Origin of the sequence: Mesorhizobium sp. B2-3-2 (genome assembly GCF_006442295.1) — a bacterium.
In the GTDB taxonomy this organism is placed as follows: domain Bacteria; phylum Pseudomonadota; class Alphaproteobacteria; order Rhizobiales; family Rhizobiaceae; genus Mesorhizobium.
Window position 1 is genome coordinate 37147 of the sequence record NZ_VFWA01000004.1, and the last position, 21718, is coordinate 58864.

The window sequence follows — 21718 nt, forward strand, 5'->3', positions numbered from 1 at the left end:
AGGAAAGGGGCACTGTGTCGCCGCGTTCGCCAATGTAACGTCGCAATGAGTCACCGGCGTTGCGGAAGCACCTCCTCCCGTCTCTGGACGCGAGAACTGCCCGGCAGGGCGATGAGGGCGGCGTCTGTCGACGCACATGACTCACGTGAAACACACCACGAAGGCCGCCGACCTTTGAAGGTTCGCCGTCCTGTTTCACGTGAAACTCCCGCGAAGTTTCTTGACACCGTCATCCTGCGGGGACATCTGTCCACCAACTTCGAATCCAGGACGTTTTTGAAATGACCGATCACTATGATGTGGTTGTGGTGGGTGGCGGCCATGCGGGCAGCGAGGCAGCCAGCGCGGCTGCGCGTTCCGGCGCCAGGACGGCGCTGGTGACGCTGCGTTTCGACACGATCGGCGTGATGTCCTGCAATCCGGCCATTGGCGGGCTCGGCAAGGGCCATCTGGTGCGCGAGATCGACGCCATGGATGGACTGATGGGCCGGGTGGCGGACGCCGCCGGCATCCAGTTTCGCCTGCTCAACCGGCGCAAGGGGCCAGCCGTGCGCGGCCCGCGCACCCAGGCCGACCGAAAGCTTTACCGGCTCGCCATGCAGGAAGCGATCCGGCAGCAGGACGATCTCGATGTGATTGAGGGCGAGGTGCTCGACTTCGACATCGACGATTCGGAGTGCCTGCGCGCCGTTATCCTGGCCGACGGCCGGCGCCTTGCCTGCGGCGCGGTGGTCCTGACCACCGGAACCTTCCTGCGCGGGCTGATCCATATCGGCGAAAAGAAGATCGTCGCCGGTCGCATGCACGAACAGGCGAGCCTTGGACTTTCGGTGACGATGAGCCGCGCGGGCTTCAAGCTCGGCCGCCTGAAGACCGGCACGCCGCCGCGCCTCGACGGGCGCACCATCGACTGGGCGTCGCTGGAAAGCCAGGCGGCGGATGACGATCCGGTGCCGTTCTCGCTGATGACCAATCGCATCGAGACGCCGCAGATCGAATGCGGCATCACGCGCACGACCGCGGCCACACATGAGCTGATCCGCGCCAATCTCGGGCGCTCAGCCATGTATTCGGGCTCTATCGAAGGCGTCGGGCCGCGATACTGTCCGTCGATCGAAGACAAGATCGTCAAGTTCGGTGACCGTGAAGGCCACCAGATTTTTCTCGAGCCGGAAGGCCTGGACGACGACACGGTCTACCCGAACGGCATCTCGACCTCGCTGCCCGAGGAGGTCCAGTTCAAAATCTTGAAGACCATCCCGGGGCTTGAACGCGCGGTGATGCTGCAGCCCGGCTATGCCATCGAATATGACCATGTCGATCCGCGCGAGCTCAATCCGACACTGGAGACCAAGCGCGTGGCCGGCCTGTTCCTGGCCGGGCAGATCAACGGCACGACCGGCTATGAGGAGGCGGCCGCGCAAGGCCTGCTCGCTGGGCTCAATGCGGCAAGGCGGGCGTCAGGCGCCGAGCAGGTCGTGCTCAGCCGCACGGAAGCCTATATCGGCGTGATGGTCGACGATCTGACCAGCCGCGGCATCAGCGAGCCCTACCGCATGTTCACCTCGCGCGCCGAGTTTCGGCTTTCGCTGCGCGCCGACAATGCCGACGAACGGCTGACGCCGTTGGCGACAAAGCTGGGAATCGCGTCCGCGCAGCGCTTGTTGCGATTTGGCGAGGTGGAGCAGCGCCTAGCTGAAGCGCGCCGGCTGGCGCTCGGCGTCAAGCTGACCCCCAACGAGGCGGCGCGCCACGGGCTGGAGGTCAATCGCGACGGCGTGCGCAGATCCGCCTATGAACTGCTCGCCTATCCCGGCGTCGACGTGGCCTGGCTGGCGCGAATCGATGCCAATTTCGGTGCGATCGATGCCAGGACCGCGGAACGCCTTGAAACGGAAGCGAAATATTCCGTTTATCTCGATCGCCAGAAGAGCGACGTCGCCCAAATCCGGCACGAGGAAAGCCGGCTCATCCCCGAGACGCTCGACTTCGCCGAGGTTCCGGGACTGTCGAACGAGCTGAAGCAGAAGATGCGTGCAAGGCGGCCGCGTTCGGTTGCCGACGCGCAGCGCATGGAAGGCATGACGCCGGCGGCGCTGGCGATCATCGTCGCTCATATCAGGCATTCCGAAAGCGCAGCCGGCCAAAGGGATGTCGCGTGAGCGCTGCCACTTGGAAGAGCCTGCAGGACGCTGCCGGTCCCGTTTCACGTGAAACATTCGACCGCCTCGTGGCATTCGAGGAGATGTTCCAGAAATGGAACCGCAGCATCAATCTCGTCGCGCAGTCGACGGCGGCCGATGTCTGGCAACGGCACATACTGGACAGCGCGCAGCTCTGGCGAATCGAGGACAAAGCGCGGCGATGGGTCGATATCGGTTCGGGCGGCGGGTTCCCGGGACTGGTGCTGGCGTTCCTGCTTGCCGAGCGTGACGGCGCCAGCATCGACCTGGTCGAAAGCAATCGCAAGAAAGCGGGATTCCTGCAAGCCGTCGTCGGCCAGTTCGGGCTGCCGGCGCGTGTCGTGGCGCGTCGCATCGACGAGAGCCATGCGCTTGTCGAGGCACCGCAAATCGTCACGGCGCGGGCGCTGGCGCCGCTTTCGACCTTGCTTGAGTTGGCGGGGCCGTGGCTGACATTAGGCGCGCGCGGGCTATTTCACAAAGGCCGGGATTACCGCGCCGAAGTGCAAGAAAGCGTTAACCGCTGGAGCTTCGATCTGGTAGAACATCCAAGCATGACCGACCCTGGCGGCGTCATCCTTGAACTGTCCAATGTGCGACCTGTCTGAACAAAGACCTGTCCGAATCCGTGTTGGCGACCCAAAATGAATTCCTGGCATAGACCCATGATGAAGAACGGCCCTCGAATCATCACCGTAGCCAACCAGAAGGGTGGTGTCGGCAAGACCACCACGGCCATCAATCTGGCCACCGCGCTGGCGGCGATCGGCGAGAAGGTGCTGATCGTCGACCTCGATCCGCAAGGCAATGCCAGCACCGGCCTCGGCATTGACCGCAAGGACCGTACGGTGTCGTCCTATGACGTGCTGACCGGCGAGCTGGAGCTTGAGGAGGCGGCGATCCCGACGGCGGTGCCCGGCCTGTCGATCGTGCCGTCGACGCTCGATCTGCTCGGCATCGAGATGGAGATCGCCTCGGCGCCGGACCGGGTGCTGCGGCTGCGTAACGCCTTGCGCGCAGCGTCGGCGCGTTCGGCCGGTTTCGGCTATGTGCTGATCGACTGCCCGCCGTCGCTCAATCTTTTGACGTTGAATTCAATGGCCGCGGCCGATTCGGTGCTGGTGCCGCTCCAATGCGAGTTCTTCGCGCTGGAAGGCCTCAGCCAGTTGCTCGAGACCGTCGAGCAGGTGCGCCGCTCGATCAACCCGGACCTCACTATCCAGGGCATCGTGCTGACCATGTATGACGGCCGTAACAACCTCGCCAACCAGGTGGTGCAGGACGTGCGGGAGCATATGGGCGACAAGGTCTACGAGACCATCATTCCGCGCAATGTGCGGGTGTCTGAGGCGCCGTCCTACGGCAAGCCGGCGATCCTCTACGATCTCAAATGCTCCGGCAGCCAGGCCTATCTGCAGCTTGCGTCGGAAGTGATCCGTCGCGAGCGTAAATTGCGCGCCGCTTAACAAGCGGCCGCGCATGGAGCAAAAGCCGATTCGATACCGAAACAATCTGGAACCGACATGAGCGAAGACCTTTCGAGAAAAAGACTGGGCCGCGGGCTGGCGGCGCTGATCGGCGAGATCGACCGTCCGAGCGCGCCGGAGAAGCCTGGCATGAGTGCCGACGGCAAGGTGCCGATCGAGTTCCTGACGCCCAATCCGAAAAACCCGCGCCGGCATTTCGGCGACGCCGAGCTGACCGACCTGGCGCAATCGATCCGCGAGCACGGCGTGGTGCAGCCGGTGGTGGCGCGGCCTTCGCCGGCCCAGGCCGGGCGCTACGAGATCATCGCCGGCGAGCGACGCTGGCGTGCCGCGCAACGCGCCGGATTGACCGAGATTCCGGTCATCGTGCGCGAGGTCAACGACCGCACGGCGCTGGAACTGGCCATCATCGAGAACGTCCAGCGCGCCGACCTCAACCCGGTCGAGGAAGCGCTCGGTTACCAGCAGCTCATCGACGATCACGGCTACACCCAGGCCGATCTCGGCCAGGTCATCGGCAAAAGCCGCAGCCATGTCGCCAACACGCTGCGGCTGTTGAAGCTGCCCGACGTGATCCGCGACATGCTGGTCGACGGGGCCTTGTCGGCAGGCCATGCCCGCACCCTGGTGACGGCGGAGGACCCGGCAGGGCTCGCCAAGCGCATCGTCGAGGAAGGGCTCTCGGTGCGCCAGGCCGAAGCGCTGGCGCAGATGCCGGCCGGTCCGACGCCGGCCAAGCCGAAGCAGGCGAAAAGCGCGCCGGAAAAAGACGCCGATACGCTGGCGCTGGAAAAGCTGATGACCGGCACACTGGGCATGGTCGTGACCATCGATCACACGAACAGAGGCGGGGAGATTCGCGTGGCGTACCGGACACTGGAGCAGCTTGACGAGCTGTGCCGGAGATTGAAACAAGAGCGGTAGTTAGCCGGCGAAGTTAGGAAAAGCGGGAGCTTGATTCAGCGCAACGAGGGCTGGCCGTCGGTCAGCTGATGGGCCGCTTTTTTGCCAATCGTCGGCGCCTCAAACGAAAGGGCACCTGTCGCCAGCCCTGGCGCTCGCGGCTTGACAGTGCCCGGCAACGGCGTAACCTCTATTAGACAAGGCTTAAATTAATTGCCCTGGCGTGCCGGTCAGTCGCGGCGAGGGCTATCTGCCATTCGTGCAATAGTCGTGAAATGGCACCGCCTCGCCAAACCAATATGCCGACGCGCCTGACGCAAGTGGGGAGGTGCAAATGGCAGTCCGTTGGCAATTGTCCGGAAGTTACTTCGAAAACTGTAGCTGCGATGTCGTGTGTCCTTGCCTGCTGTCCACCAACGCGCAGCTGACATCAAGGCCGACGCAAGGCGTTTGCGACGTCGGCCTGGTTTTTCATATCGATACGGGCACCTACGGCGATGTTCGGTTGGACGGGCTCAGCGTCGCGATGGTTGCCCACACGCCGGGTCCGATGGCAGACGGCAATTGGACGGCCGCCGCCTATATCGACGAACGGGCCGATGACAGGCAGACAGAGGCGCTGGGCGCCATCTTCACTGGCGCCGCAGGCGGCCCCATGGCGGTGCTGGCACCCATGATCGGCACGAACCTCGGCGCCAGGAAGGTGCCGATAAGCTACCGGATGGACGGCAACAAGCGGTCGGCGGAGATTGCCGGCGTTATGCGGATGGCGGTCGAGCCTCTGCCGACGATGCGCGAGGACGGGCAGATGTGGGCGGCCACCGGCCATCCCGTCAACCCCGACTGGCTCGCCTTGGCGATGGGGGCGGAAGGCAGCACATTCAGCGACCATGGCATGAGCTGGGACAATTCCCGCCGGAACGGACATTACGCCCCGATCAATTGGTCCGGGCAGCAGTAGCGCTGGCCGCAGAGTACGGAACGTATTTCGCCCATGGTGCAGACGTTGCAGCGATACGTCATTCTCGCGCTGCTGATCGCCATCGCGGCGGCGGCGTGGACCTTGCTTATCTGGCAGCAGACGGGCATGGACGCGGACATGCGCATGGAAATGTACTCACTCACCATGGGCATGAAGGCGCCGCTGTTTCTTGCCGTCTGGATGATCATGATGATTGCCATGATGTTTCCGACGGCCGCACCCATGATCCTGACATTTCACCGGGTCCAGGCCGGCAAACAGGGCCGGGGCGAGACCTTTGTCTCGAGCTGGGTGTTCGTGGCCGGGTACATGCTGGTCTGGGGCGTGATGGGCGTTATGGCCTTTGCCGGCGCGGCGGGTGCGGAAATGCTTGCCGGGCATGTGGGATTGTCCACAGTGACGGCCGCGCGTATCGGCGGCGCGCTGCTGATGCTTGGGGGCGCCTATCAACTTTCCCCACTGAAGGATCTGTGTCTGGCCAAATGCCGCACGCCGATCGGGTTCATCCTGACCTCATGGCGCGATGGTTACTGGGGCGCGGTTCGCATGGGTCTGGAGCATGGACTTTTCTGCCTGGGCTGCTGCTGGCTTTTGTTTCTCGCCCTCTTTCCTCTCGGGATCATGAACGTTGCCGCAATGGCCGTGGTCACCTTGCTGATATTCGCGGAAAAGACCCTGCCGTCTGGAAATGGGATCGCGAAGCTATCGGGTATCGCTCTGCTGCTCTATGGCGCGGCGGTGCTGGTCTTTCCACAGGCGCTGCCGACCTTTGAGCCGGTGGGCGCCATGACAATGAATTGACCAACGGAGGCAGGCGCCCGGCGCCGAAAGGGCCTAACGCTGCGCCAGTCTCGCGCTTTCCACCGCGATGCCGAGCAGCGCCTGCCTTGCCAGCGCCACCGATAGGTCCGGCCTTCGCCGCGTCTGCAGCACGGCGGTCTGCAGCCGGGCCAGCGCGCGGCCGAGCGCCTCTACGCTCCAGCGTTCCAGCGCCTTCTCCACCAGCTTGCGGCGCGAGAAGAAAACCGGCGGGCGCGCCGCGGCGACCACCGACGCGGCATTGCGGCCGCCGGCCTCCATCTGGCCGCGCATGGACTGCATCGCGTGAAACTGTCGCATCGCCGAGGACAGTACCAGGAAGGGCTGGCCGCCAGCCTGGCAATGGCGGGTGAAGGCGGTGTCGAACTCGCCGACCTTGCCTTCGAGAAGCGCGTCGACGGCATCGTCGAAGGACGCGCCGGACACGTCGCCGGACATCGCCTTGACGTCGTCGAGGCCGATTTCCTTTTGGCCGTGGACGTAAAGCAGCAGCTTGTCGATTTCGCCGCGCGAGGCCAGCCGGTCACCGCCGAGATTGCGCCGCAGCGCCTGTCTTGCCTCCAGCGTCATCGTCGCGCCGGTCTTGCGCAGCTCGTCGTCGATGACGGCATCGATGTCCCTGGCCTCGTCGGCATAGCAGGGCAGCGCCATGGCGTTGTCTGCCGCCTCGACGACGGCGCGCAGCCCGACGCCCTTCTTCAGATCGCCGGCCTCGATGAGGATGATTGCGTCCCGCACGGGCTCCGCCGTCAGCGCCTTGACGTCGTCGGCCAGCGCCTTCTGGCCGCCGGCATTGCGTACCCACAGCAGGCGCCGGTCGGAAAACATCGGCACGGTACGCGCCTCGTCGAGCAGGCGGCCCTCGTCGCGCTCGACTTCGGAGCCGTCGAGCCTGACGACCGAGAAGGGGTCGTCGAGCGGCAGGCCGGTCGCGGCGGCAAAAGCCTTGGCGCGCTCCGAGACGAGGCCGCGATCGGGACCGTAGATGAGGACGATCGCCATGCGCGGATCGGGCTTCGCGAGCCAGGAATCGACCTCGTATGCTTTCTTCTGTGCCATGAAGGGGTGATTAGCATGATGCGAACGCGGGGTGAACGTTTTCCAGCGTGGGTTCGTCAAGCTTGGCATCCCTTCCTCTCCCTCCGGAGGGGGAGAGGTAGCGCTGCGAAGCAGCGACGGAGTGGGGGAAGCCATTCGTCAAACGCGCAGCCGCCGCAAAGACAGGCGCAATCCCGGCGGGCAGGAAAACTCGGGCACGGTTATCAGGCGGAAGCATCGCTTCGATGAAGGGTCGACCCCCACTCCGTCGAGCTGCGCTCGACACCTCTCCCCCGATCGACGGGGGAGAGGAAGGGCGCCAAGCTGGGCGAACCCGCGTTTCCGGAGGCGTAAAAAGCGGGGCGAGGAACCCAAGTCTTGCCGACCAATCACCTTATCTGGCCGGAAACTCCCCGCAACCTTGCGCCAAATTGCGCGCCGCCGCCCAACATCGACAAGAAATTACGCCGACATATCTTCATCTTGGCGCGCGGGAGGCTGGATCGGTCGGCGCGGCCGGCCCGTCGAGCGGAAGGCCCGGCGAATTGGCACTGGTCTGGCGGCGCGGATATGCAAATATCGGCGCCAGGCGACATTGGAGGACGAAGGTCATGGCCGATGCTGGGATGTTGCGCTTCCATGTTCCGGAGCCCGAGGTGCGGCCGGGCGGCACGCCTGATTTCTCCAACGTGACCATCGCCGCCGCCGGCTCGGTACCGCGCCCCGAGATCGATGTCGATCCGCGCACCATCCGCGACATGGCCTTCTCGATCATCCGCGTGCTGAACCGCAATGGCGAAGCCGTCGGGCCGTGGGCCGGGCTGCTCTCCGAGGAGGAACTGCTCGAAGGCCTGCGCCACATGATGACGCTGAGGAGCTTCGACGCGCGCATGCAGATGGCGCAGCGGCAGGGCAAGACCTCCTTCTACATGCAGCATCTGGGCGAAGAGGCGGTGAGCTGCGCCTTTCGCAAGGCACTCGCCCCGGGCGACATGAACTTCCCGACCTATCGGCAGGCCGGGCTGCTCATCGCCGACGGCTACCCGATGGTCACGATGATGAACCAGATCTATTCCAACGAGGCCGATCCGTTGAAGGGCCGGCAATTGCCGATCATGTATTCGTCAAAGGAGCACGGCTTCTTCTCGATCTCGGGCAATCTGGCGACGCAGTACATCCAGGCGGTCGGCTGGGCGATGGCTTCGGCGATCTCGAACGATTCGCGCATTGCGGCGGCCTGGATCGGCGACGGCTCGACCGCCGAATCCGACTTCCATTCGGCGCTGGTGTTCGCCTCCACCTACAAGGCGCCAGTGGTGCTCAACGTCGTCAACAACCAGTGGGCGATCTCGACGTTTCAAGGCATAGCGCGCGGCGGTTCAGGCACTTTCGCGGCTCGAGGCCTCGGCTTCGGCATCCCGGCGCTGCGCGTCGACGGCAATGACTATCTGGCCGTCCACGCCGTGGCGAAATGGGCGGCGGAGCGGGCGCGGCGGAATCTCGGGCCGACGCTGGTCGAATATGTCACCTACCGCGCCGGCGCTCATTCAAGCTCCGATGATCCCTCGGCCTACCGGCCGAAGACCGAGTCCGACGCCTGGCCGCTCGGCGACCCGGTAGTGCGGCTGAAGAACCATCTCATCCGGCTCGGCGTCTGGTCGGAGGATCGGCACAAGCAGACCGAAGCCGAAATCCTCGACACGGTGATCGCGGCGCAGAAGGAGGCCGAAAGCCACGGCACGCTGCACGCCGGCGGCAAGCCGTCGACGCGCGACATGTTCGAGGGCCTTTATGCCGAGATGCCGCCGCATCTGAGACGCCAGCGCCAGCAGGCGGGGGTCTGAGCCATGCCGAGGCGGACCATGATCGAGGCCATTCGCGACGCCATGGACGTGTCCATGGGGCGCGACGAACGCGTCGTCGTGTTCGGCGAGGACGTCGGCTTTTTCGGCGGTGTGTTCCGCTGCACGCAAGGCCTGCAGGCGAAATACGGCAAGAGCCGCTGCTTCGACGCGCCGATCAACGAATCCGGCATTGTCGGCTCGGCCATCGGCATGGCCGCCTATGGGCTGAAGCCGTGCGTGGAGATCCAGTTTGCCGACTACATGTATCCGGCCTACGACCAGCTGACCCAGGAAGCCGCAAGGCTGCGCTACCGCTCCAACGGCGATTTCACCTGCCCGATCGTGGTGCGCATGCCGACCGGCGGCGGCATTTTCGGCGGCCAGACGCACAGCCAGAGCCCAGAAGCGCTGTTCACCCATGTGTCGGGGCTGAAGACTGTCGTGCCGTCGAACCCGCATGACGCCAAGGGGCTGCTGATCGCGGCGATCGAGGATCCCGACCCGGTTATCTTCCTCGAGCCGAAGCGGCTCTATAACGGTCCCTTCGACGGCCATCATGACCGACCGGTGACGCCGTGGTCGAAGCACGAGTTGGGCGAGGTCGCCGACGGCCATTACACCGTGCCGCTCGGCAAGGCGGCGATCCGCCGGGCCGGCTCCGCCGTCACGGTGCTGGCGTACGGCACCATGGTCTATGTCGCGCAGGCGGCGGCCGAGGAGACCGGCATCGATGCCGAGATCATCGATCTCAGGACGCTGTTGCCGCTCGACCTCGACACCATCGTGGCGTCGGTGAAGAAGACCGGGCGTTGCGTCGTCGTGCACGAGGCGACGCTGACCTCCGGCTTCGGCGCGGAGCTGGTCGCGCTGGTGCAGGAAAACTGCTTCTACCATCTGGAGGCGCCGGTGGCGCGCGTCGCCGGCTGGGACACGCCCTATCCGCATGCGCAGGAATGGGACTATTTTCCGGGTCCGGCCAGAGTCGGCCGGGCGCTTGTGGAAACATTGGAAGCCTAGAACGGGGAAGCCAGGCATGGGCGAACACATCATCAAGCTGCCCGATGTCGGCGAGGGCGTCGCCGAGGCGGAACTCGTCGAATGGCACGTCAAGGTCGGCGACATCGTGCGCGAGGACATGATGCTGGCCGCCGTGATGACCGACAAGGCAACGGTCGAGATCCCTTCCCCTGTCGATGGCGAGATCGTGTGGCTGGGCGCCGAGATCGGCGACACTGTGGCGATCGGCTCGCCCATCGTGCGGCTGAAGGTGGCCGGCGAGGGCAATACGGCGGGTGAGGCGGCGGCGTCGAACGCTGGGCCGACGCCCTCCTCGGGTCACGCGCCCCCGAGCCTCGTGCCGGCATCCCCAAATGTCGCGCCCCCAAAGCTCGCACCGTCGTCATCCTCGGGCTTGTCCCGAGGATCTGCCGACACTTCGAGACCAAACGCGTCTCACTCACCCAGCACGGTAGATCCTCGGGACAAGCCCGAGGATGTCGGTCGCGCGAAGGGGGCGCCTCGCCCCGAGGGCGAAAAGCCGCTGGCATCGCCCGCGGTCAGGCTGCGCGCAAAAGAGGCAGGCATCGATCTGCGCCAGGTGTCGGGAACCGGCCCGGCGGGCCGCATCGGGCATGAGGACATCGAGGCGTTCCTGGCACGGGGGCCGCACATGGCCAAGGCCTCCGGCCTCGCCCGCAACGATGCCGTCGAGGACATCAAGGTAGTGGGCTTGCGGCGCAAGATCGCCGAGAAGATGACGCTGGCGAAGTCGCGCATCCCGCACATCACCTATGTCGAGGAGATCGACGTTACCGCGCTCGAAGATCTGCGCGCCGCGCTCAACAAGGAAAAGCGGGCGGCCAAGGGAGCGCAAAGGCCCAAGCTGACGCTGCTGCCGTTCCTGATGCGGGCGATGGTCAAGGCGATCGCGGACCAGCCGCATCTGAATTCGCTGTTCGATGACGAGGCCGGCATCATCCACCAGCATGGCGGCATCCATATCGGCATCGCCGCGCAGACGCCGTCGGGACTGGTGGTGCCCGTCGTCAAGCACGCCGAAGCGCTGGATATCTGGGAGTGCGGCGCCGAGGTCCTTAGGCTGGCCGAGGCGGCCAAGTCGGGAACCGCGACGCGCGACGAGCTCTCCGGCTCGACGATCACCATCACCTCGCTCGGCGCCATGGGCGGCGTGGCGACGACGCCTGTGATCAACCACCCCGAGGTGGCGATCATCGGCGTCAACAAGATGATGGTGCGGCCGGTGTGGGACGGCACGCAATTCATCCCGCGCAAGATGATGAACCTGTCGTCGAGCTTCGACCACCGGGTCATCGACGGCTGGGACGCGGCGGTGTTCATCCAGCGTATCAAGACGCTGCTGGAAACGCCGGCGCTGATTTTTGTGGATTAGAGGGGGCGCTGAATGACGGGAATGACGGCGGGCCAGCGCCCCCCTCTGCCTTGCCAGGCATCTCCCCCACAAGGGGGAGATTGGACGTCACCTCGGGTTTCGCCAATCTCCATCGTTGCAGGAATGAGCGAAGCGACGAAGCTGCCAATCTCCCCCCTCGTGGGGGAGATGTCCGGCAGGACAGAGGGGGGCGTGAAGGATCGCGACGGAATATTCCCTCGGATCGAAGGGTCGCAACATGAAAGAAATCTCCTGCAAGCTGCTGGTCATCGGCGCCGGGCCGGGTGGTTATATCTCAGCCATCCGGGCCGGGCAGCTCGGCGTCGACACCGTCATCGTCGAGACCGGTAAGCCGGGCGGCACCTGCCTTAATGTCGGCTGCATTCCTTCCAAGGCGCTGATCCATGCGGCGGAGGAATTCGAGAAGGTCGCGCAGATGGCGGGCGGCAAGGGTCCGCTCGGCATTTCGGTGGCCGCTCCGGCGCTGGATCTGGGCAAGACGGTCGCCTGGAAGGACGGTATTGTTAGCCGGCTGAACAGCGGCGTAGCCGGACTGCTCAAGAAGGCCGGGGTGAAGACCGTGCATGGCTGGGCGACGTTCCGAGACGGCAAGACGGTCGCGGTCGAAACCGAGACGGGAAGCCAGGTGATCCGCGCCGAAACGGTGGTTATCGCCACCGGCTCGGCGCCGGTCGAGCTGCCGGGCTTGCCGTTCGGCGGTCCGGTGATTTCGTCCACCGAGGCGCTGGCGCTCAATGAGGTGCCGAAAAAGCTCGCGGTGGTCGGCGGCGGCTATATCGGCCTGGAGCTCGGCATGGCCTTCGCCAAGATGGGCGCGGGGGTGACCGTGGTCGAGGCCTTGCCGCGCGTGCTGGCGCAGTATGACGCCGAACTAACGCGGCCGGTGATCAAGCGGCTCGCGGCACTCGGCGTCGAGGTGATGCCGGGCGCAAAGGCCAAGGGCCTGTCGGCGAAGGGCGATGCGCTGCTGGTCGAGACCTCGGACGGCAAGGATGCGAGGATCGCCGCCGACAAGATCCTGGTCACGGTCGGTCGCAAGCCGGTGACGGAAGGCTGGGGGCTCGACCAGATCGACCTCGACATGGCGGGACGATTCATCCGCATCGACGAGCAGTGCCGCACCTCCATGCGCGGCATCTTCGCCATTGGCGACGTCACCGGCGAGCCGATGCTGGCGCACCGGGCGATGGCGCAAGGCGAGATGGTGGCCGAAATCGTCGCCGGCCATAAGCGCAGCTGGGACAAGCGGGCTATCCCCGCCGTCTGCTTCACCGATCCGGAGCTGGTCACCGTCGGCCTGTCGCCGGAAGAGGCCAAGGCGCTCGGCGGCGAAATCAAGATCGGGATGTTTCCCTTCGCCGCCAATGGACGGGCGATGACCAGGCTTGGCGAGGATGGCTTTGTCCGCGTCGTGGCGCGGGCGGACAATCATCTGGTGCTGGGCATCCAGGCGGTCGGCCAAAGCGTGTCGGAACTGTCGACGGCCTTCGGCCTGGCGCTCGAAATGGGCGCGCGGCTGGAGGACATCGCCGGCACCATCCATGCCCATCCGACACAGGGCGAAGGCTTCCAGGAAGCAGCGCTGAAGGCGCTGGGACACGCGCTGCATATTTAGAGCGCGACAGGTGATGTGGGCGGGGCACTGCCCCTCAAGGGGGGAGATTGACAGTTTCGGCGCCCCGCTCACTTGGCAACGTTGGGAAATTGGCGAAGGAAGAGGTGACGGCCGATCTCCTCCCTTGAGGGGTAGATGTCCGGCAGGACAAAGGGGGGCTGGCCCGCCACCGGTGCGCAATTCCGGACTGAAAACCGTTTGCCGGAATTGTGTTAATTCGCCGCGCTCATCGCCTTGTCGAGCGCGGCCTTCACGTCGGCCGGCCAGGTCTTCACCGGGGGCTTGGCGTCCGGCTCGCCATTGTCGCCGCGACGGGCGAAATAGAGCTTATGCTGGGCCGGGTCGACCGCCATGAAGCCGTCATTGCCGCCGCAATCGTGCGGAACGCAGCCGCTGGCATAGAAGGCGCCGGACGCGGTCTTTTCGGTGCCGCCGCCGACCAGCAGGCTGGTCGCCATGTCGGGCATGTCCTTGCCGAGCAACGCTTCGGCGGCCTTGTAGACGGCCTCATTGTGGAAGGCGTCGATGATGTTGTCGTATTTCGACGGATCGATGTCCTTCCAGTCGGTGCCGGGTTCGGGCATGTAGGTCAGATTGCCCGAGATGGTCAGCCCCGATGTCGGCGACCACTGCAATGCCGGTTTCGAATCGCCAGGCAGGAGATAAGGCACGAAATAGATGGCGTTGTCGGAGACGGCCGTGGGCGGCGCGCCGCACTCGTCCTGCTCGACGGTGGTGCTCTGGATCTCGCCGCCTTCCGGTTTCCAGACGATCACCGTCGCCGGTCCGCACTGGTTGCCGCCGTCGCCGACATCGAACAGCGCCACCTTGACGCCGCCGACCTCGACTATCCTGTCGAAGAAGACGTCGTAATTGCTGGCCAGTTGCTTGCCGTCATAGGCAAGCACCTTCTCGCCATACTGTTCCTGCTGCGTGATGGTGAACTGACCGCCCTCGAACGGGACCGGCGCCTGTTTGTCGTCGTCGGAAACGTCGGCGGCTCCCTGATCGGTGGCCGGCGTCTCGGTTACCGCCGGTGGCTGCGCCGCTGGCGTCTCGGCCTGCGCATGCGCGCCGGCCAGCGTCGCCACGGTCATGGTCAGGGCGCAGGCGCTGGCAAGAAGCGGGCGTGTCATGACTGTTCCTCCTCCAGCCGCCGCAAACCCGGCCAGGGACGGCCGGGCCGATGTCGTCAGGCCGCGCCACTCAGGCCCAGGGGCGCAGCTCGGCGTTCTTCTTCTCGAACGAAGCGATGGCGCCGGCCTTCTCCATGGTCAGGCCGATATCGTCGAGGCCGTTCAGCAGGCAATGACGCTTGAAGTCGTCAAGATCGAACTTGACCACGCCGCCGTCGGGCCCGCGGATCTCCTTGGCCTCGAGGTCGATCGACAAAGTGGCGTTGGAGCCGCGCGAAGCGTCGTCCATCAGCTTGTCGAGATCCTCGGGGCTGACGGTGATTGGCAGCACGCCGTTCTTGAAACAGTTGTTGTAGAAGATGTCGGCGAAAGAGGTCGAGATGACGCAGCGTATGCCGAAATCGAGCAGCGCCCACGGCGCGTGCTCGCGCGAGGAGCCGCAGCCGAAATTGTCGCCGGCGACGAGGATCTGCGCCTTGCGGTAGGCCGGCTTGTTGAGCACGAAATCCGGATTCTCCGAACCGTCGTCCTTGTAGCGCATCTCGGCGAACAGGCCGCTGCCGAGCCCGGTGCGCTTGATCGTCTTGAGATAATCCTTGGGGATGATCATGTCGGTGTCGACATTGACGATCGGCATGGGCGCGGCGACGCCGGTGAGCTTGGTGAATTTTTCCATGGTCTTTGCCCGTCTTCCTGGCATTGCTGGGGATTGCTGGCGCCCGGTTTACACAAAGCCGGCGGCAAATAAAAGGCAGGTGTTCGCGCGCGTCGGCACGGGGTACGGCACAAAGGGCTTCGGATTCGCGGCCCGATGGTGCAGTCTGGCTGCGATGGCTGAAAAAATCCTCTATGCACGCGAACCCGCGCTCGACGTCGCCGAATTCCGCCGCGTGCTGGTGGATTCCGGCCTCGGCGAGATCCGTCCCGTCGATGATGCCGACAGGCTGCGGGCGATGCTGTCGGGCGCCAATCTGGTGCTGAGCGCGCGACTGGATATCGAAGGCAAGCCGCTGGTCGGCGTCATCAGGGCCGTGACGGACTTCTCCTGGGTCTGCTACATCTCTGATCTTGCCGTTTCCGGATCGGCGCAGGGGCTCGGCATCGGCAAGGGACTGATGGACGAGGCGCGGCGGCAGCTTGGCCCGTCCGTCGCCATCAGCCTGGTCTCCGTGCCCGACGCGGCCGGCTTCTACGAGCGCATCGGAATGATGCGCATGGCCGACGCCTTCTGGTTCTCCCGCACGCGCTGACATTTTTTCTCCTGTGGCCGGATCCAGCAGCCGTTGGCATGACATGTCGCCTTGACATGCAACCAAATGGTTGCATATTAGTGCCATGAGCATGGACGCTGTTTTCAGGGCGCTGGCCGATCCGACCCGCCGGCAATTGCTGGACAGCCTCCATGCCAGGAACGGGCAGACGCTGAACGGGCTATGCGAACAGATGGCCATGACGCGCCAGGCGGTGACCAAGCACCTGGCGATCCTCGAGAAAGCAAACCTCGTCACCACTGTGCGCAGGGGCCGTGAGAAGGAGCATTACCTCAACCCGGTTCCGATCAACGAGATCGCCGAACGCTGGATCGGCAAGTTCGAGCGGGGGCGGCTCGCCGCCCTCAGCGACCTGAAGAAACGTCTTGAAAGGGACGACCGATGAGCAACGCCTTCGTTTATGTGACTTATATCCGCACCACGCCCGAGAAGCTTTGGCAAGCGCTGACCGATCCGGAATTCAACCGGCAGTTCTTCCTCTGCTCCCATCAGGAGAGCGACTGGAAAGTGGGCTCGAGCTGGAAGCTGGTCTTCCCCGACGGCCGCATCGCCGACTCGGGCGAGATCCTGGAGGTCGACCCGCCGCGGCGTCTCGTCATCAAGTGGCGCAACGAATGGCTGCCCGAGGTGAAGGAGGACGGCTACACGCGCTGCACCTTCACCATCGAGGAGGACGGCGCCCTGATGAAGCTCAGCGTCGCCCACGAAGCCGACGGTCCGCACAGGCTGATCGAAAACGTCGCCAAGGGCTGGCCGCTGGTGTTGTCCAGCCTGAAGAGCCTGCTGGAGACCGGCAAGGGCTTTGAGCGCCCGCCATCGAAAGGGTGATCGTTTAGGTATCAATCTCTTGGGAGGCAGCCATGCCGCATGAGCCCGCCACGCACGCCATGACCAATGGCGAGACCGTGTTGGCCACCGCCGATATCGGTGCTCCGCCCGAGCGTGTCTTCCGGGCGCTGAGCACGGAAGAAGCCGAACTGTGGTGGGGATCCGCCGACACCTACCGGATGGTCGGGTGGACGGCCGATCTTTGCGTTGGCGGCCGCTGGGCGGTTGTCGTCAGAACCGCTGACGGCAAGGACATGCCAGCCGGCGGCCAATTCCTGGAGATCGAGACGCCGCGCCGGATCGTCCAGACGCGGGCCTATGGGTGGGACCACCCGACGCTCGGCCGGCGGGAGACGAAGGTCGCCTGGCTGCTGGAGCCGATCGCTTCCGGCACGCGGCTTACCGTTTGCCACGGCGGTTTTGCCGGCCGGCAAGAGGCCGCGGCCGAGCACGCCGAGGGCTGGGGACGGGTGCTGGCATGGCTGCAAGATTATTTCGAGGCCGGAAATAGAGCCGCGGCTTAGAAGCGCCCTTTCCTTCTCCCCTTGTGGGAGAAGGTGTCGCCGAAGGCGACGGATGAGGGGTGTTCCAGGGAACGCCAACGCCTCACTCCGCTGGAACACCCCTCATCCGTCTCGGCGCTGACGCGCCGATCCACCTTCTCCCACAAGGGGAGAAGGAAAGGGCGCTCCTCAAATCACATTCAATTCCCGGAACGCCCTTCCTTCGGCAATGCGTGCGTAGCCAAAGGCGGAGCAGTCCACCGTGCGGTAGCCGCCATGGACGATCAGTTCGGCCAGCGCCTTGCCCACGGCGGGCGCCTGCTGCAAACCGTGGCCGGAAAAGCCGTTGGCGAAGAGGAAATTGCCGACTTCGGGATGCGAGCCGATCACCGCGTTCTGGTCAAGCGTGTTGTAGTCGTAATGGCCGGCCCAGGCGCGCGTCGGCTTGATCGCCTCGAAGGCCGGGATGCGGGTCGCCAGCACCGGCCAGATCACCTCTTCGAACAGCGGCCAGTCGACGTCGAAATCGGCGGGGTCGGCCGGACCGTCGCCCTCTTCCGGCTCGGCGCCGCCGGTGAGATAGACCGAGCCTTCCGGCCTGACATAGATGCCGGAGGGATCGACCAGCAGCGGCATGTCGGCATATTTCTCGCGCGCCTCGAAGACGAAGACGTTGCGCTTGCGCGGCTCGACCGGCAGCGCCAGCCCGGCGAGCGCGGCGACCTTGCCGGCGTTCGGCCCCGCGGCATTGACGAGGATGCCGGCCTCGAGCCGCTCGCCATTGTCGAGGCTGACGCCGGCAACGCGCTCACCTTGCCGCTCGATGCCGGTGACCGAAGCGTTGATGAAGTCGATCTTCTTCTCCCGCAACGCCTTGCGGAACAGCATCAGCATGGCATGGGCGTCGAACCAGCCCTCGCCGCTGCGGCCATAGGCGCCGGCGGTGATGCCCTCGGCCGACAGCCATGGGAAACGACGCACCAATTGTTCGGCTTCCTCCAGCAAAATGTCGGCGCCTTCGGCGACCTGCGCCTCGTGATTGGCTTTCAGGATCGGCAGCCCGGCCTCGCCGGCGAGAATAAGATAGCCGCCCTCGCGAAAACCGATGTCGGCGTCCGCGCCGAATTCTTCCTTCAGCCGGCGGAACAGTTTCAGCGTGAATTGCGACAGGCGGATGTTTTGCGGAATCGAGAATTGCTGGCGGATCGAGGCCATGGATAGCGTCGTCGCCGCATGGGAAAATTGCGGGTCGCGCTCGACCAGGGCGATCGAGCCGGAAAAGCCTTCCTCGCGCAGATAATAGGCGATCGAGGAGCCGACGATGGCTCCGCCGATGATGACGATGTCGTAGCGCACGTTTCAGGCCTTTCCGAATCGAGCCGCGGATGGGAGTCACGCGGTTGGCAAAACAGTGTCGAAGCGCGTGCCGCGCCCGGAGTCAACCAGCCGCATCGTGCCATCCTGCGCTTTCAGGAGGGCCAGCGCGATGGCGAGCCCCATGTAGGTAGCGTCGGTAGAGCGCCGCGCGATGCCGCCTGCTCCTTGCTTCAACCCGCGGCAGGCGGCATAGATTTGGCATGACGACCGATCCCTACCGCCCGCGCCGCTCGGTGCTCTATGTCCCCGCCTCGAACGACAAGGCGCTGGCCAAGATGGCGCAGCTTGCCTGCGACGCCGTCATCGTCGATCTGGAGGATGCCGTCGCCCCGGCCGACAAGGTCGCGGCGCGCGAAAGGCTCGCCGGCCTCTTCAGCAATCGTCCTGATACCAACCATATTGGCCGGCGCTGCGAGATGATTGTGCGCATCAATGCGCTCTCCAGCGAATGGGGCGACGCCGACCTGCTGGCGGCGGCCAAGGCGGAGCCGGACGGCATCCTGCTGGCCAAGGTGGACACGCCCCGCGACGTGCTCGAGGCTGGTGACGTGCTCGACGACAATTCCGTTCCCGACAGCGTGAAGCTATGGGCGATGATCGAGACGCCGAAGGCCGTGCTCAATGCCGGCGCCATTGCCGAACTTGGCCGCGATCCCGCCTCGCGGCTCGATTGTTTCGTTGCCGGAACGAACGACCTGACCAAGGACATCGGCATTCTGACGACGCCGGACCGGCGTTATCTCTTGCCGTGGCTGATGCAGATGGTGCTGGCGGCGCGTGCCGGCGACCTCGATATCCTCGACGGCGTCTTCAACGATTTTCGCGCGCTCGATGCTTTCAGCCGCGAATGCGCGGAGGCGGCCGCCATGGGCTTCGACGGCAAGACGCTCATCCATCCCGCCCAGATCGAGGCGGCGAACCGCGCCTTTGCGCCGTCGGCGGAGGCCGTGGCCAAGGCGCGCGCGGTGAAGGAGGCCTTTGCGCTTCCGGAGAATGCCGGCAGAAACGTGATTGCGCTGGAGGGAAGAATGGTCGAACGGCTGCACCTGGCGCAGGCCGAAAAACTGCTGGCGAAGGCGGCGGCCGTCGGCGCATGATGTGCCGTGTTGGATTGGCGATCGCGGGCGATGGACTGACGACAGGAATTGAATGATGAAACTCTACCGCTTTCTCACCGCTCCGGACGACGCCAGCTTCTGCCACAAGGTGACGGCGGCGCTGAACAAGGGCTGGCACCTGTTCGGCTCGCCCACCTACGCCTACGACAAGAAGACCAAGACCATGCGCTGCGGCCAGGCCGTGGTGAAGGATGTCGAAGGCCAGGAATACGGGCCGGACACCAAGCTCAGCGATTGGTAGGCCCTCGCATCCACAGCCACGCCGCCAGCCAGGCGATCGATGCCGCAAGCGTCGCCAAGCCCAGGTCAAGAGCGAGCTCCGGAACGAACGCACGAAGCGCGATCGGCACCGCGCCAATGAGATAGAGAGCGAGAGGAATGCGCGGCACGCCTCTTGCAACGGCGAGAGAGATCACAAACGCCAGCGTTCCAACCAGAAAAAGAACCGAACTGGCGACCAGAGCGAGACCGAGCGGCCCGGTCCGCAGCTCGACGATGGTTGTGAGCGGAAGCTTCGAGAATACCAGATTGATCACTGCTTCCACGCCTACCAAACTTGCCAGTGCAACGAAGTTGACGACAAACGCGACAGTGCCGAACAGCCCCGCGCGCCGGCCAAATGCAAGAAACAGGCCCACGACGAGGCCAAGCGCCAATATCTCGGCGACTGGCGCGAGAAGTTGCGTCAGATCGGTGGTCGCGATGAGCGAGCTGCGTTTAGCCGCGTTGACCAGAAGAATAAGCGCGCTTCCCATCCCGGCGACGGCGGCAAGCCGATAAAGCGTGAAGCTGGGCACAGTCGCGCTCGACTGAACAATCGCGAAATTCTCCTGCTGAAGTTCTTCGGCTGGACTCTGACGCGAAATGACCGATTGCGGGCGGGGTGGGGCTGTTCTGGCGAGCATGTTCGTCTCCTCAGCGGGAGTTCGGGAGCCGCGAAGACCGCAGGCCTGTTCCGATCCCATCAGTAATCACTGCTTACATGCTCTGGCCGGAATTGTAAACGGCGATTACATAGATCGCGGAATCATGCTACAGAGGCGGGAGCAGCTCCGCGGAACGAAGGGAAAGAGATGGCAAAAGCCAAGGCGCCTCATCGCACTGGTTACCACCATGGCAATTTGCGGGAGGTCCTGATCGATGCCGCGGTTCAACTGGTCGAGGAAGGCGGCCCCGATAATGTGAGCGTGCGCGAAGCCGCAAAACGTGCCGGCGTTTCCCCTGGCGCGCCGTTCCGCCACTTCAGCAACAAGACCGCATTGATGACGGCTGTCGCGGAGCAGGCAATGAGCCGGTTCCGCTCGGAGATCACGGATGCGGTCGAGAAGGTTGCGACGGACGATCCGATCGAACGCTTTGCCGCTGTTGGAATCGCCTATTTGCGCTGGGCAATTCGAAACCCCACCCACTTCCAGATCATCTCGACACGCAATCTTATTGATTGGGATGCTTCAGAGTCGCTGCGTCACGATAACGAAGCGGTGCGTTCGCTGATGGAAGCGTCAATGGCAGAAGCACAGCGACGAAACATGCTCCGGTCGGACGACATGGCAGAGACCCAGATAGCCGCGAGGGCGCTCGTCTACGGGCTCGCACGCATGTACATTGATGGACATTTTGCGCAATGGGCAGTGGCAGGACATACCGGGGAGCAGACTATGCAGAACGTATTAAAACATTTCGTCACACTCATTGTGAAATGACGGTCTGACGTAGAACCGTCACTCGGCCGCCTCTTCGATCTTCTCCATATCGTCGTCCGACAGGCCGAAATGGTGGCCGATCTCGTGGATCAGCACATGGGTGACGATGTCGCCCAAGGTCTCCTCGTTCTCGGCCCAGTAGTCGAGAATGGCGCGGCGGTAGAGCGTGACGCGGTTCGGGCCTTCGCCGGTCTGTGGGTTCCAGCGCTCGGCAATGCCGCGTCCCTCGAACAGGCCGAGCAGGTCGAAGGGCGTTTCCAGCGACAGGTCGTCCATGATCTCGTCGGTCGGGAATTCGGCGATCTGGATGATGATCTCGCCGGTCAGCTTGCGAAAATCCTCGGGCAGATGGGCGTAGGCCTCCAGCGCCAGGAACTCCATCTCGTCGATCGACGGCGAAAGCTGGTCATGCCAGACGCGGGTCTTGTAGATGCGGGCCATGCTTTGTCCTTTGATCCCGGCATATAGGCTTTCGCGCCA

General features: G+C 64.4%; 23 protein-coding genes. 17 read left to right on the forward strand and 6 right to left on the reverse strand.

The window, feature by feature from the left end; translation table 11 throughout:
* The first annotated feature begins 281 nt into the window (after positions 1 to 281).
* From mnmG to FJ964_RS11705, 6 genes are all read left to right on the forward strand, one after another.
* Positions 282 to 2162, forward strand: coding sequence for a tRNA uridine-5-carboxymethylaminomethyl(34) synthesis enzyme MnmG (gene mnmG, locus FJ964_RS11680; protein WP_140550543.1), 1881 nt, complete (start codon positions 282 to 284; stop codon positions 2160 to 2162).
* The gene (rsmG, locus tag FJ964_RS11685) at positions 2159 to 2791 is read left to right on the forward strand and encodes a 16S rRNA (guanine(527)-N(7))-methyltransferase RsmG (RefSeq protein WP_140550544.1); all 633 of its coding nucleotides are present in this window, start codon (positions 2159 to 2161) and stop codon (positions 2789 to 2791) included. The genes mnmG and rsmG overlap by 4 nt, the downstream gene beginning before the upstream one ends.
* Before the next feature lie 57 nt (positions 2792 to 2848).
* Entirely contained in the window at positions 2849 to 3649 is an 801-nt protein-coding gene (locus FJ964_RS11690) for a ParA family protein (RefSeq protein WP_140491929.1), read from the forward strand.
* Positions 3650 to 3706: 57 nt separating this feature from the next.
* Positions 3707 to 4594 (forward strand): ParB/RepB/Spo0J family partition protein, encoded by an 888-nt coding sequence (locus tag FJ964_RS11695; protein WP_140550545.1) that lies wholly within the window; start codon positions 3707 to 3709, stop codon positions 4592 to 4594.
* A gap of 313 nt (positions 4595 to 4907) precedes the next feature.
* Entirely contained in the window at positions 4908 to 5534 is a 627-nt protein-coding gene (locus FJ964_RS11700; protein WP_140550546.1) for a DUF1326 domain-containing protein, read from the forward strand.
* A 33-nt stretch (positions 5535 to 5567) separates the two neighbouring features.
* Entirely contained in the window at positions 5568 to 6356 is a 789-nt protein-coding gene (locus FJ964_RS11705) for a DUF2182 domain-containing protein (RefSeq protein WP_140550547.1), read from the forward strand.
* Between the two features lie 33 nt (positions 6357 to 6389).
* Here the strand turns inward: FJ964_RS11705 and holA are convergent, their stop codons facing one another.
* The gene (gene holA / locus FJ964_RS11710; protein WP_140550934.1) at positions 6390 to 7433 is read right to left on the reverse strand and encodes a DNA polymerase III subunit delta; all 1044 of its coding nucleotides are present in this window, start codon (positions 7431 to 7433) and stop codon (positions 6390 to 6392) included.
* 590 nt (positions 7434 to 8023) lie between these two features.
* On the opposite strand from holA, the gene FJ964_RS11725 reads away from it, so the two are divergent.
* The 4 genes from FJ964_RS11725 (at position 8024) to lpdA (ending at position 13302) form a co-directional block, all read left to right on the forward strand.
* Positions 8024 to 9256 carry a 3-methyl-2-oxobutanoate dehydrogenase (2-methylpropanoyl-transferring) subunit alpha gene (locus tag FJ964_RS11725; protein WP_140550935.1) on the forward strand — a complete coding sequence of 411 codons (1233 nt, stop codon included), beginning with the start codon at positions 8024 to 8026 and terminating at the stop codon, positions 9254 to 9256.
* 3 nt (positions 9257 to 9259) lie between these two features.
* Entirely contained in the window at positions 9260 to 10273 is a 1014-nt protein-coding gene (locus tag FJ964_RS11730; protein ID WP_140550548.1) for an alpha-ketoacid dehydrogenase subunit beta, read from the forward strand.
* 16 nt (positions 10274 to 10289) lie between these two features.
* Entirely contained in the window at positions 10290 to 11666 is a 1377-nt protein-coding gene (locus FJ964_RS11735) for a dihydrolipoamide acetyltransferase family protein (protein ID WP_140550549.1), read from the forward strand.
* A 238-nt stretch (positions 11667 to 11904) separates the two neighbouring features.
* A complete protein-coding gene (gene lpdA / locus FJ964_RS11745; protein ID WP_140550550.1) occupies positions 11905 to 13302 on the forward strand; it encodes a dihydrolipoyl dehydrogenase in 1398 nt (465 codons plus the stop codon).
* A gap of 212 nt (positions 13303 to 13514) precedes the next feature.
* Here lpdA and FJ964_RS11750 read toward each other — a convergent pair whose 3' ends face one another.
* Positions 13515 to 14438 (reverse strand): hypothetical protein, encoded by a 924-nt coding sequence (locus tag FJ964_RS11750; RefSeq protein WP_140550551.1) that lies wholly within the window; start codon positions 14436 to 14438, stop codon positions 13515 to 13517.
* Positions 14439 to 14508: 70 nt separating this feature from the next.
* Positions 14509 to 15114: a 3-isopropylmalate dehydratase small subunit gene (gene leuD / locus FJ964_RS11755; protein ID WP_140491959.1), complete on the reverse strand. Its 606-nt coding sequence runs from the start codon at positions 15112 to 15114 to the stop codon at positions 14509 to 14511.
* A gap of 154 nt (positions 15115 to 15268) precedes the next feature.
* Here leuD and FJ964_RS11760 point away from each other — a divergent pair, with 154 nt between their 5' ends.
* From FJ964_RS11760 to FJ964_RS11775, 4 genes are all read left to right on the forward strand, one after another.
* Positions 15269 to 15688, forward strand: coding sequence for a GNAT family N-acetyltransferase (locus FJ964_RS11760; RefSeq protein ID WP_140550552.1), 420 nt, complete (start codon positions 15269 to 15271; stop codon positions 15686 to 15688).
* 85 nt (positions 15689 to 15773) lie between these two features.
* The gene (locus tag FJ964_RS11765) at positions 15774 to 16094 is read left to right on the forward strand and encodes a metalloregulator ArsR/SmtB family transcription factor (protein WP_140550553.1); all 321 of its coding nucleotides are present in this window, start codon (positions 15774 to 15776) and stop codon (positions 16092 to 16094) included.
* Positions 16091 to 16537 carry an SRPBCC family protein gene (locus FJ964_RS11770; protein ID WP_140550554.1) on the forward strand — a complete coding sequence of 149 codons (447 nt, stop codon included), beginning with the start codon at positions 16091 to 16093 and terminating at the stop codon, positions 16535 to 16537. The genes FJ964_RS11765 and FJ964_RS11770 overlap by 4 nt, the downstream gene beginning before the upstream one ends.
* 32 nt (positions 16538 to 16569) lie before the next feature.
* A complete protein-coding gene (locus FJ964_RS11775) occupies positions 16570 to 17061 on the forward strand; it encodes an SRPBCC domain-containing protein (protein ID WP_140550555.1) in 492 nt (163 codons plus the stop codon).
* A 168-nt stretch (positions 17062 to 17229) separates the two neighbouring features.
* Here the strand turns inward: FJ964_RS11775 and FJ964_RS11780 are convergent, their stop codons facing one another.
* Complete coding sequence (locus tag FJ964_RS11780; protein WP_140550556.1) at positions 17230 to 18396, reverse strand: FAD-binding oxidoreductase; 1167 nt, start codon at positions 18394 to 18396, stop codon at positions 17230 to 17232.
* A 221-nt stretch (positions 18397 to 18617) separates the two neighbouring features.
* Between FJ964_RS11780 and FJ964_RS11785 the strand changes: the two genes are divergently transcribed.
* Both FJ964_RS11785 and FJ964_RS11790 read left to right on the forward strand, forming a co-directional pair.
* Entirely contained in the window at positions 18618 to 19514 is an 897-nt protein-coding gene (locus tag FJ964_RS11785; RefSeq protein ID WP_140550557.1) for a CoA ester lyase, read from the forward strand.
* Between the two features lie 55 nt (positions 19515 to 19569).
* Positions 19570 to 19776, forward strand: a complete 207-nt coding sequence (locus tag FJ964_RS11790; RefSeq protein ID WP_140493464.1) for a DUF1737 domain-containing protein — start codon at positions 19570 to 19572, stop codon at positions 19774 to 19776.
* Here FJ964_RS11790 and FJ964_RS11795 read toward each other — a convergent pair.
* Positions 19763 to 20440, reverse strand: coding sequence for a hypothetical protein (locus tag FJ964_RS11795; protein ID WP_210243368.1), 678 nt, complete (start codon positions 20438 to 20440; stop codon positions 19763 to 19765). The two genes, FJ964_RS11790 and FJ964_RS11795, sit on opposite strands and share 14 nt — an antisense overlap.
* Before the next feature lie 168 nt (positions 20441 to 20608).
* Between FJ964_RS11795 and FJ964_RS11800 the strand changes: the two genes are divergently transcribed.
* On the forward strand, positions 20609 to 21238 hold the full coding sequence (locus tag FJ964_RS11800; RefSeq protein ID WP_140550558.1) for a TetR/AcrR family transcriptional regulator: 630 nt from the start codon (positions 20609 to 20611) through the stop codon (positions 21236 to 21238).
* 18 nt (positions 21239 to 21256) lie between these two features.
* Here the strand turns inward: FJ964_RS11800 and FJ964_RS11805 are convergent, their stop codons facing one another.
* Positions 21257 to 21679 (reverse strand): metallopeptidase family protein, encoded by a 423-nt coding sequence (locus tag FJ964_RS11805; RefSeq protein ID WP_140550559.1) that lies wholly within the window; start codon positions 21677 to 21679, stop codon positions 21257 to 21259.
* Positions 21680 to 21718 lie beyond the last annotated feature (39 nt).

Excerpts from the sequence above, each read along its gene's own strand:
- mnmG (WP_140550543.1), top strand. The coding sequence starts at position 282 with ATGACCGATCACTATGATGTGGTTGTGGTGGGTGGCGGCCATGCGGGC.
- FJ964_RS11690 (WP_140491929.1), top strand. The coding sequence starts at position 2,849 with ATGATGAAGAACGGCCCTCGAATCATCACCGTAGCCAACCAGAAGGGT.
- FJ964_RS11695 (WP_140550545.1), top strand. The coding sequence starts at position 3,707 with ATGAGCGAAGACCTTTCGAGAAAAAGACTGGGCCGCGGGCTGGCGGCG.
- FJ964_RS11700 (WP_140550546.1), top strand. The coding sequence starts at position 4,908 with ATGGCAGTCCGTTGGCAATTGTCCGGAAGTTACTTCGAAAACTGTAGC.
- FJ964_RS11705 (WP_140550547.1), top strand. The coding sequence starts at position 5,568 with ATGGTGCAGACGTTGCAGCGATACGTCATTCTCGCGCTGCTGATCGCC.
- holA (WP_140550934.1), bottom strand. The coding sequence starts at position 7,433 with ATGGCACAGAAGAAAGCATACGAGGTCGATTCCTGGCTCGCGAAGCCC.
- FJ964_RS11725 (WP_140550935.1), top strand. The coding sequence starts at position 8,024 with ATGGCCGATGCTGGGATGTTGCGCTTCCATGTTCCGGAGCCCGAGGTG.
- FJ964_RS11730 (WP_140550548.1), top strand. The coding sequence starts at position 9,260 with ATGCCGAGGCGGACCATGATCGAGGCCATTCGCGACGCCATGGACGTG.
- FJ964_RS11735 (WP_140550549.1), top strand. The coding sequence starts at position 10,290 with ATGGGCGAACACATCATCAAGCTGCCCGATGTCGGCGAGGGCGTCGCC.
- lpdA (WP_140550550.1), top strand. The coding sequence starts at position 11,905 with ATGAAAGAAATCTCCTGCAAGCTGCTGGTCATCGGCGCCGGGCCGGGT.
- FJ964_RS11750 (WP_140550551.1), bottom strand. The coding sequence starts at position 14,438 with ATGACACGCCCGCTTCTTGCCAGCGCCTGCGCCCTGACCATGACCGTG.
- leuD (WP_140491959.1), bottom strand. The coding sequence starts at position 15,114 with ATGGAAAAATTCACCAAGCTCACCGGCGTCGCCGCGCCCATGCCGATC.
- FJ964_RS11760 (WP_140550552.1), top strand. The coding sequence starts at position 15,269 with ATGGCTGAAAAAATCCTCTATGCACGCGAACCCGCGCTCGACGTCGCC.
- FJ964_RS11765 (WP_140550553.1), top strand. The coding sequence starts at position 15,774 with ATGAGCATGGACGCTGTTTTCAGGGCGCTGGCCGATCCGACCCGCCGG.
- FJ964_RS11770 (WP_140550554.1), top strand. The coding sequence starts at position 16,091 with ATGAGCAACGCCTTCGTTTATGTGACTTATATCCGCACCACGCCCGAG.
- FJ964_RS11775 (WP_140550555.1), top strand. The coding sequence starts at position 16,570 with ATGCCGCATGAGCCCGCCACGCACGCCATGACCAATGGCGAGACCGTG.
- FJ964_RS11785 (WP_140550557.1), top strand. The coding sequence starts at position 18,618 with ATGACGACCGATCCCTACCGCCCGCGCCGCTCGGTGCTCTATGTCCCC.
- FJ964_RS11790 (WP_140493464.1), top strand. The coding sequence starts at position 19,570 with ATGAAACTCTACCGCTTTCTCACCGCTCCGGACGACGCCAGCTTCTGC.
- FJ964_RS11795 (WP_210243368.1), bottom strand. The coding sequence starts at position 20,440 with ATGCTCGCCAGAACAGCCCCACCCCGCCCGCAATCGGTCATTTCGCGT.
- FJ964_RS11800 (WP_140550558.1), top strand. The coding sequence starts at position 20,609 with ATGGCAAAAGCCAAGGCGCCTCATCGCACTGGTTACCACCATGGCAAT.
- FJ964_RS11805 (WP_140550559.1), bottom strand. The coding sequence starts at position 21,679 with ATGGCCCGCATCTACAAGACCCGCGTCTGGCATGACCAGCTTTCGCCG.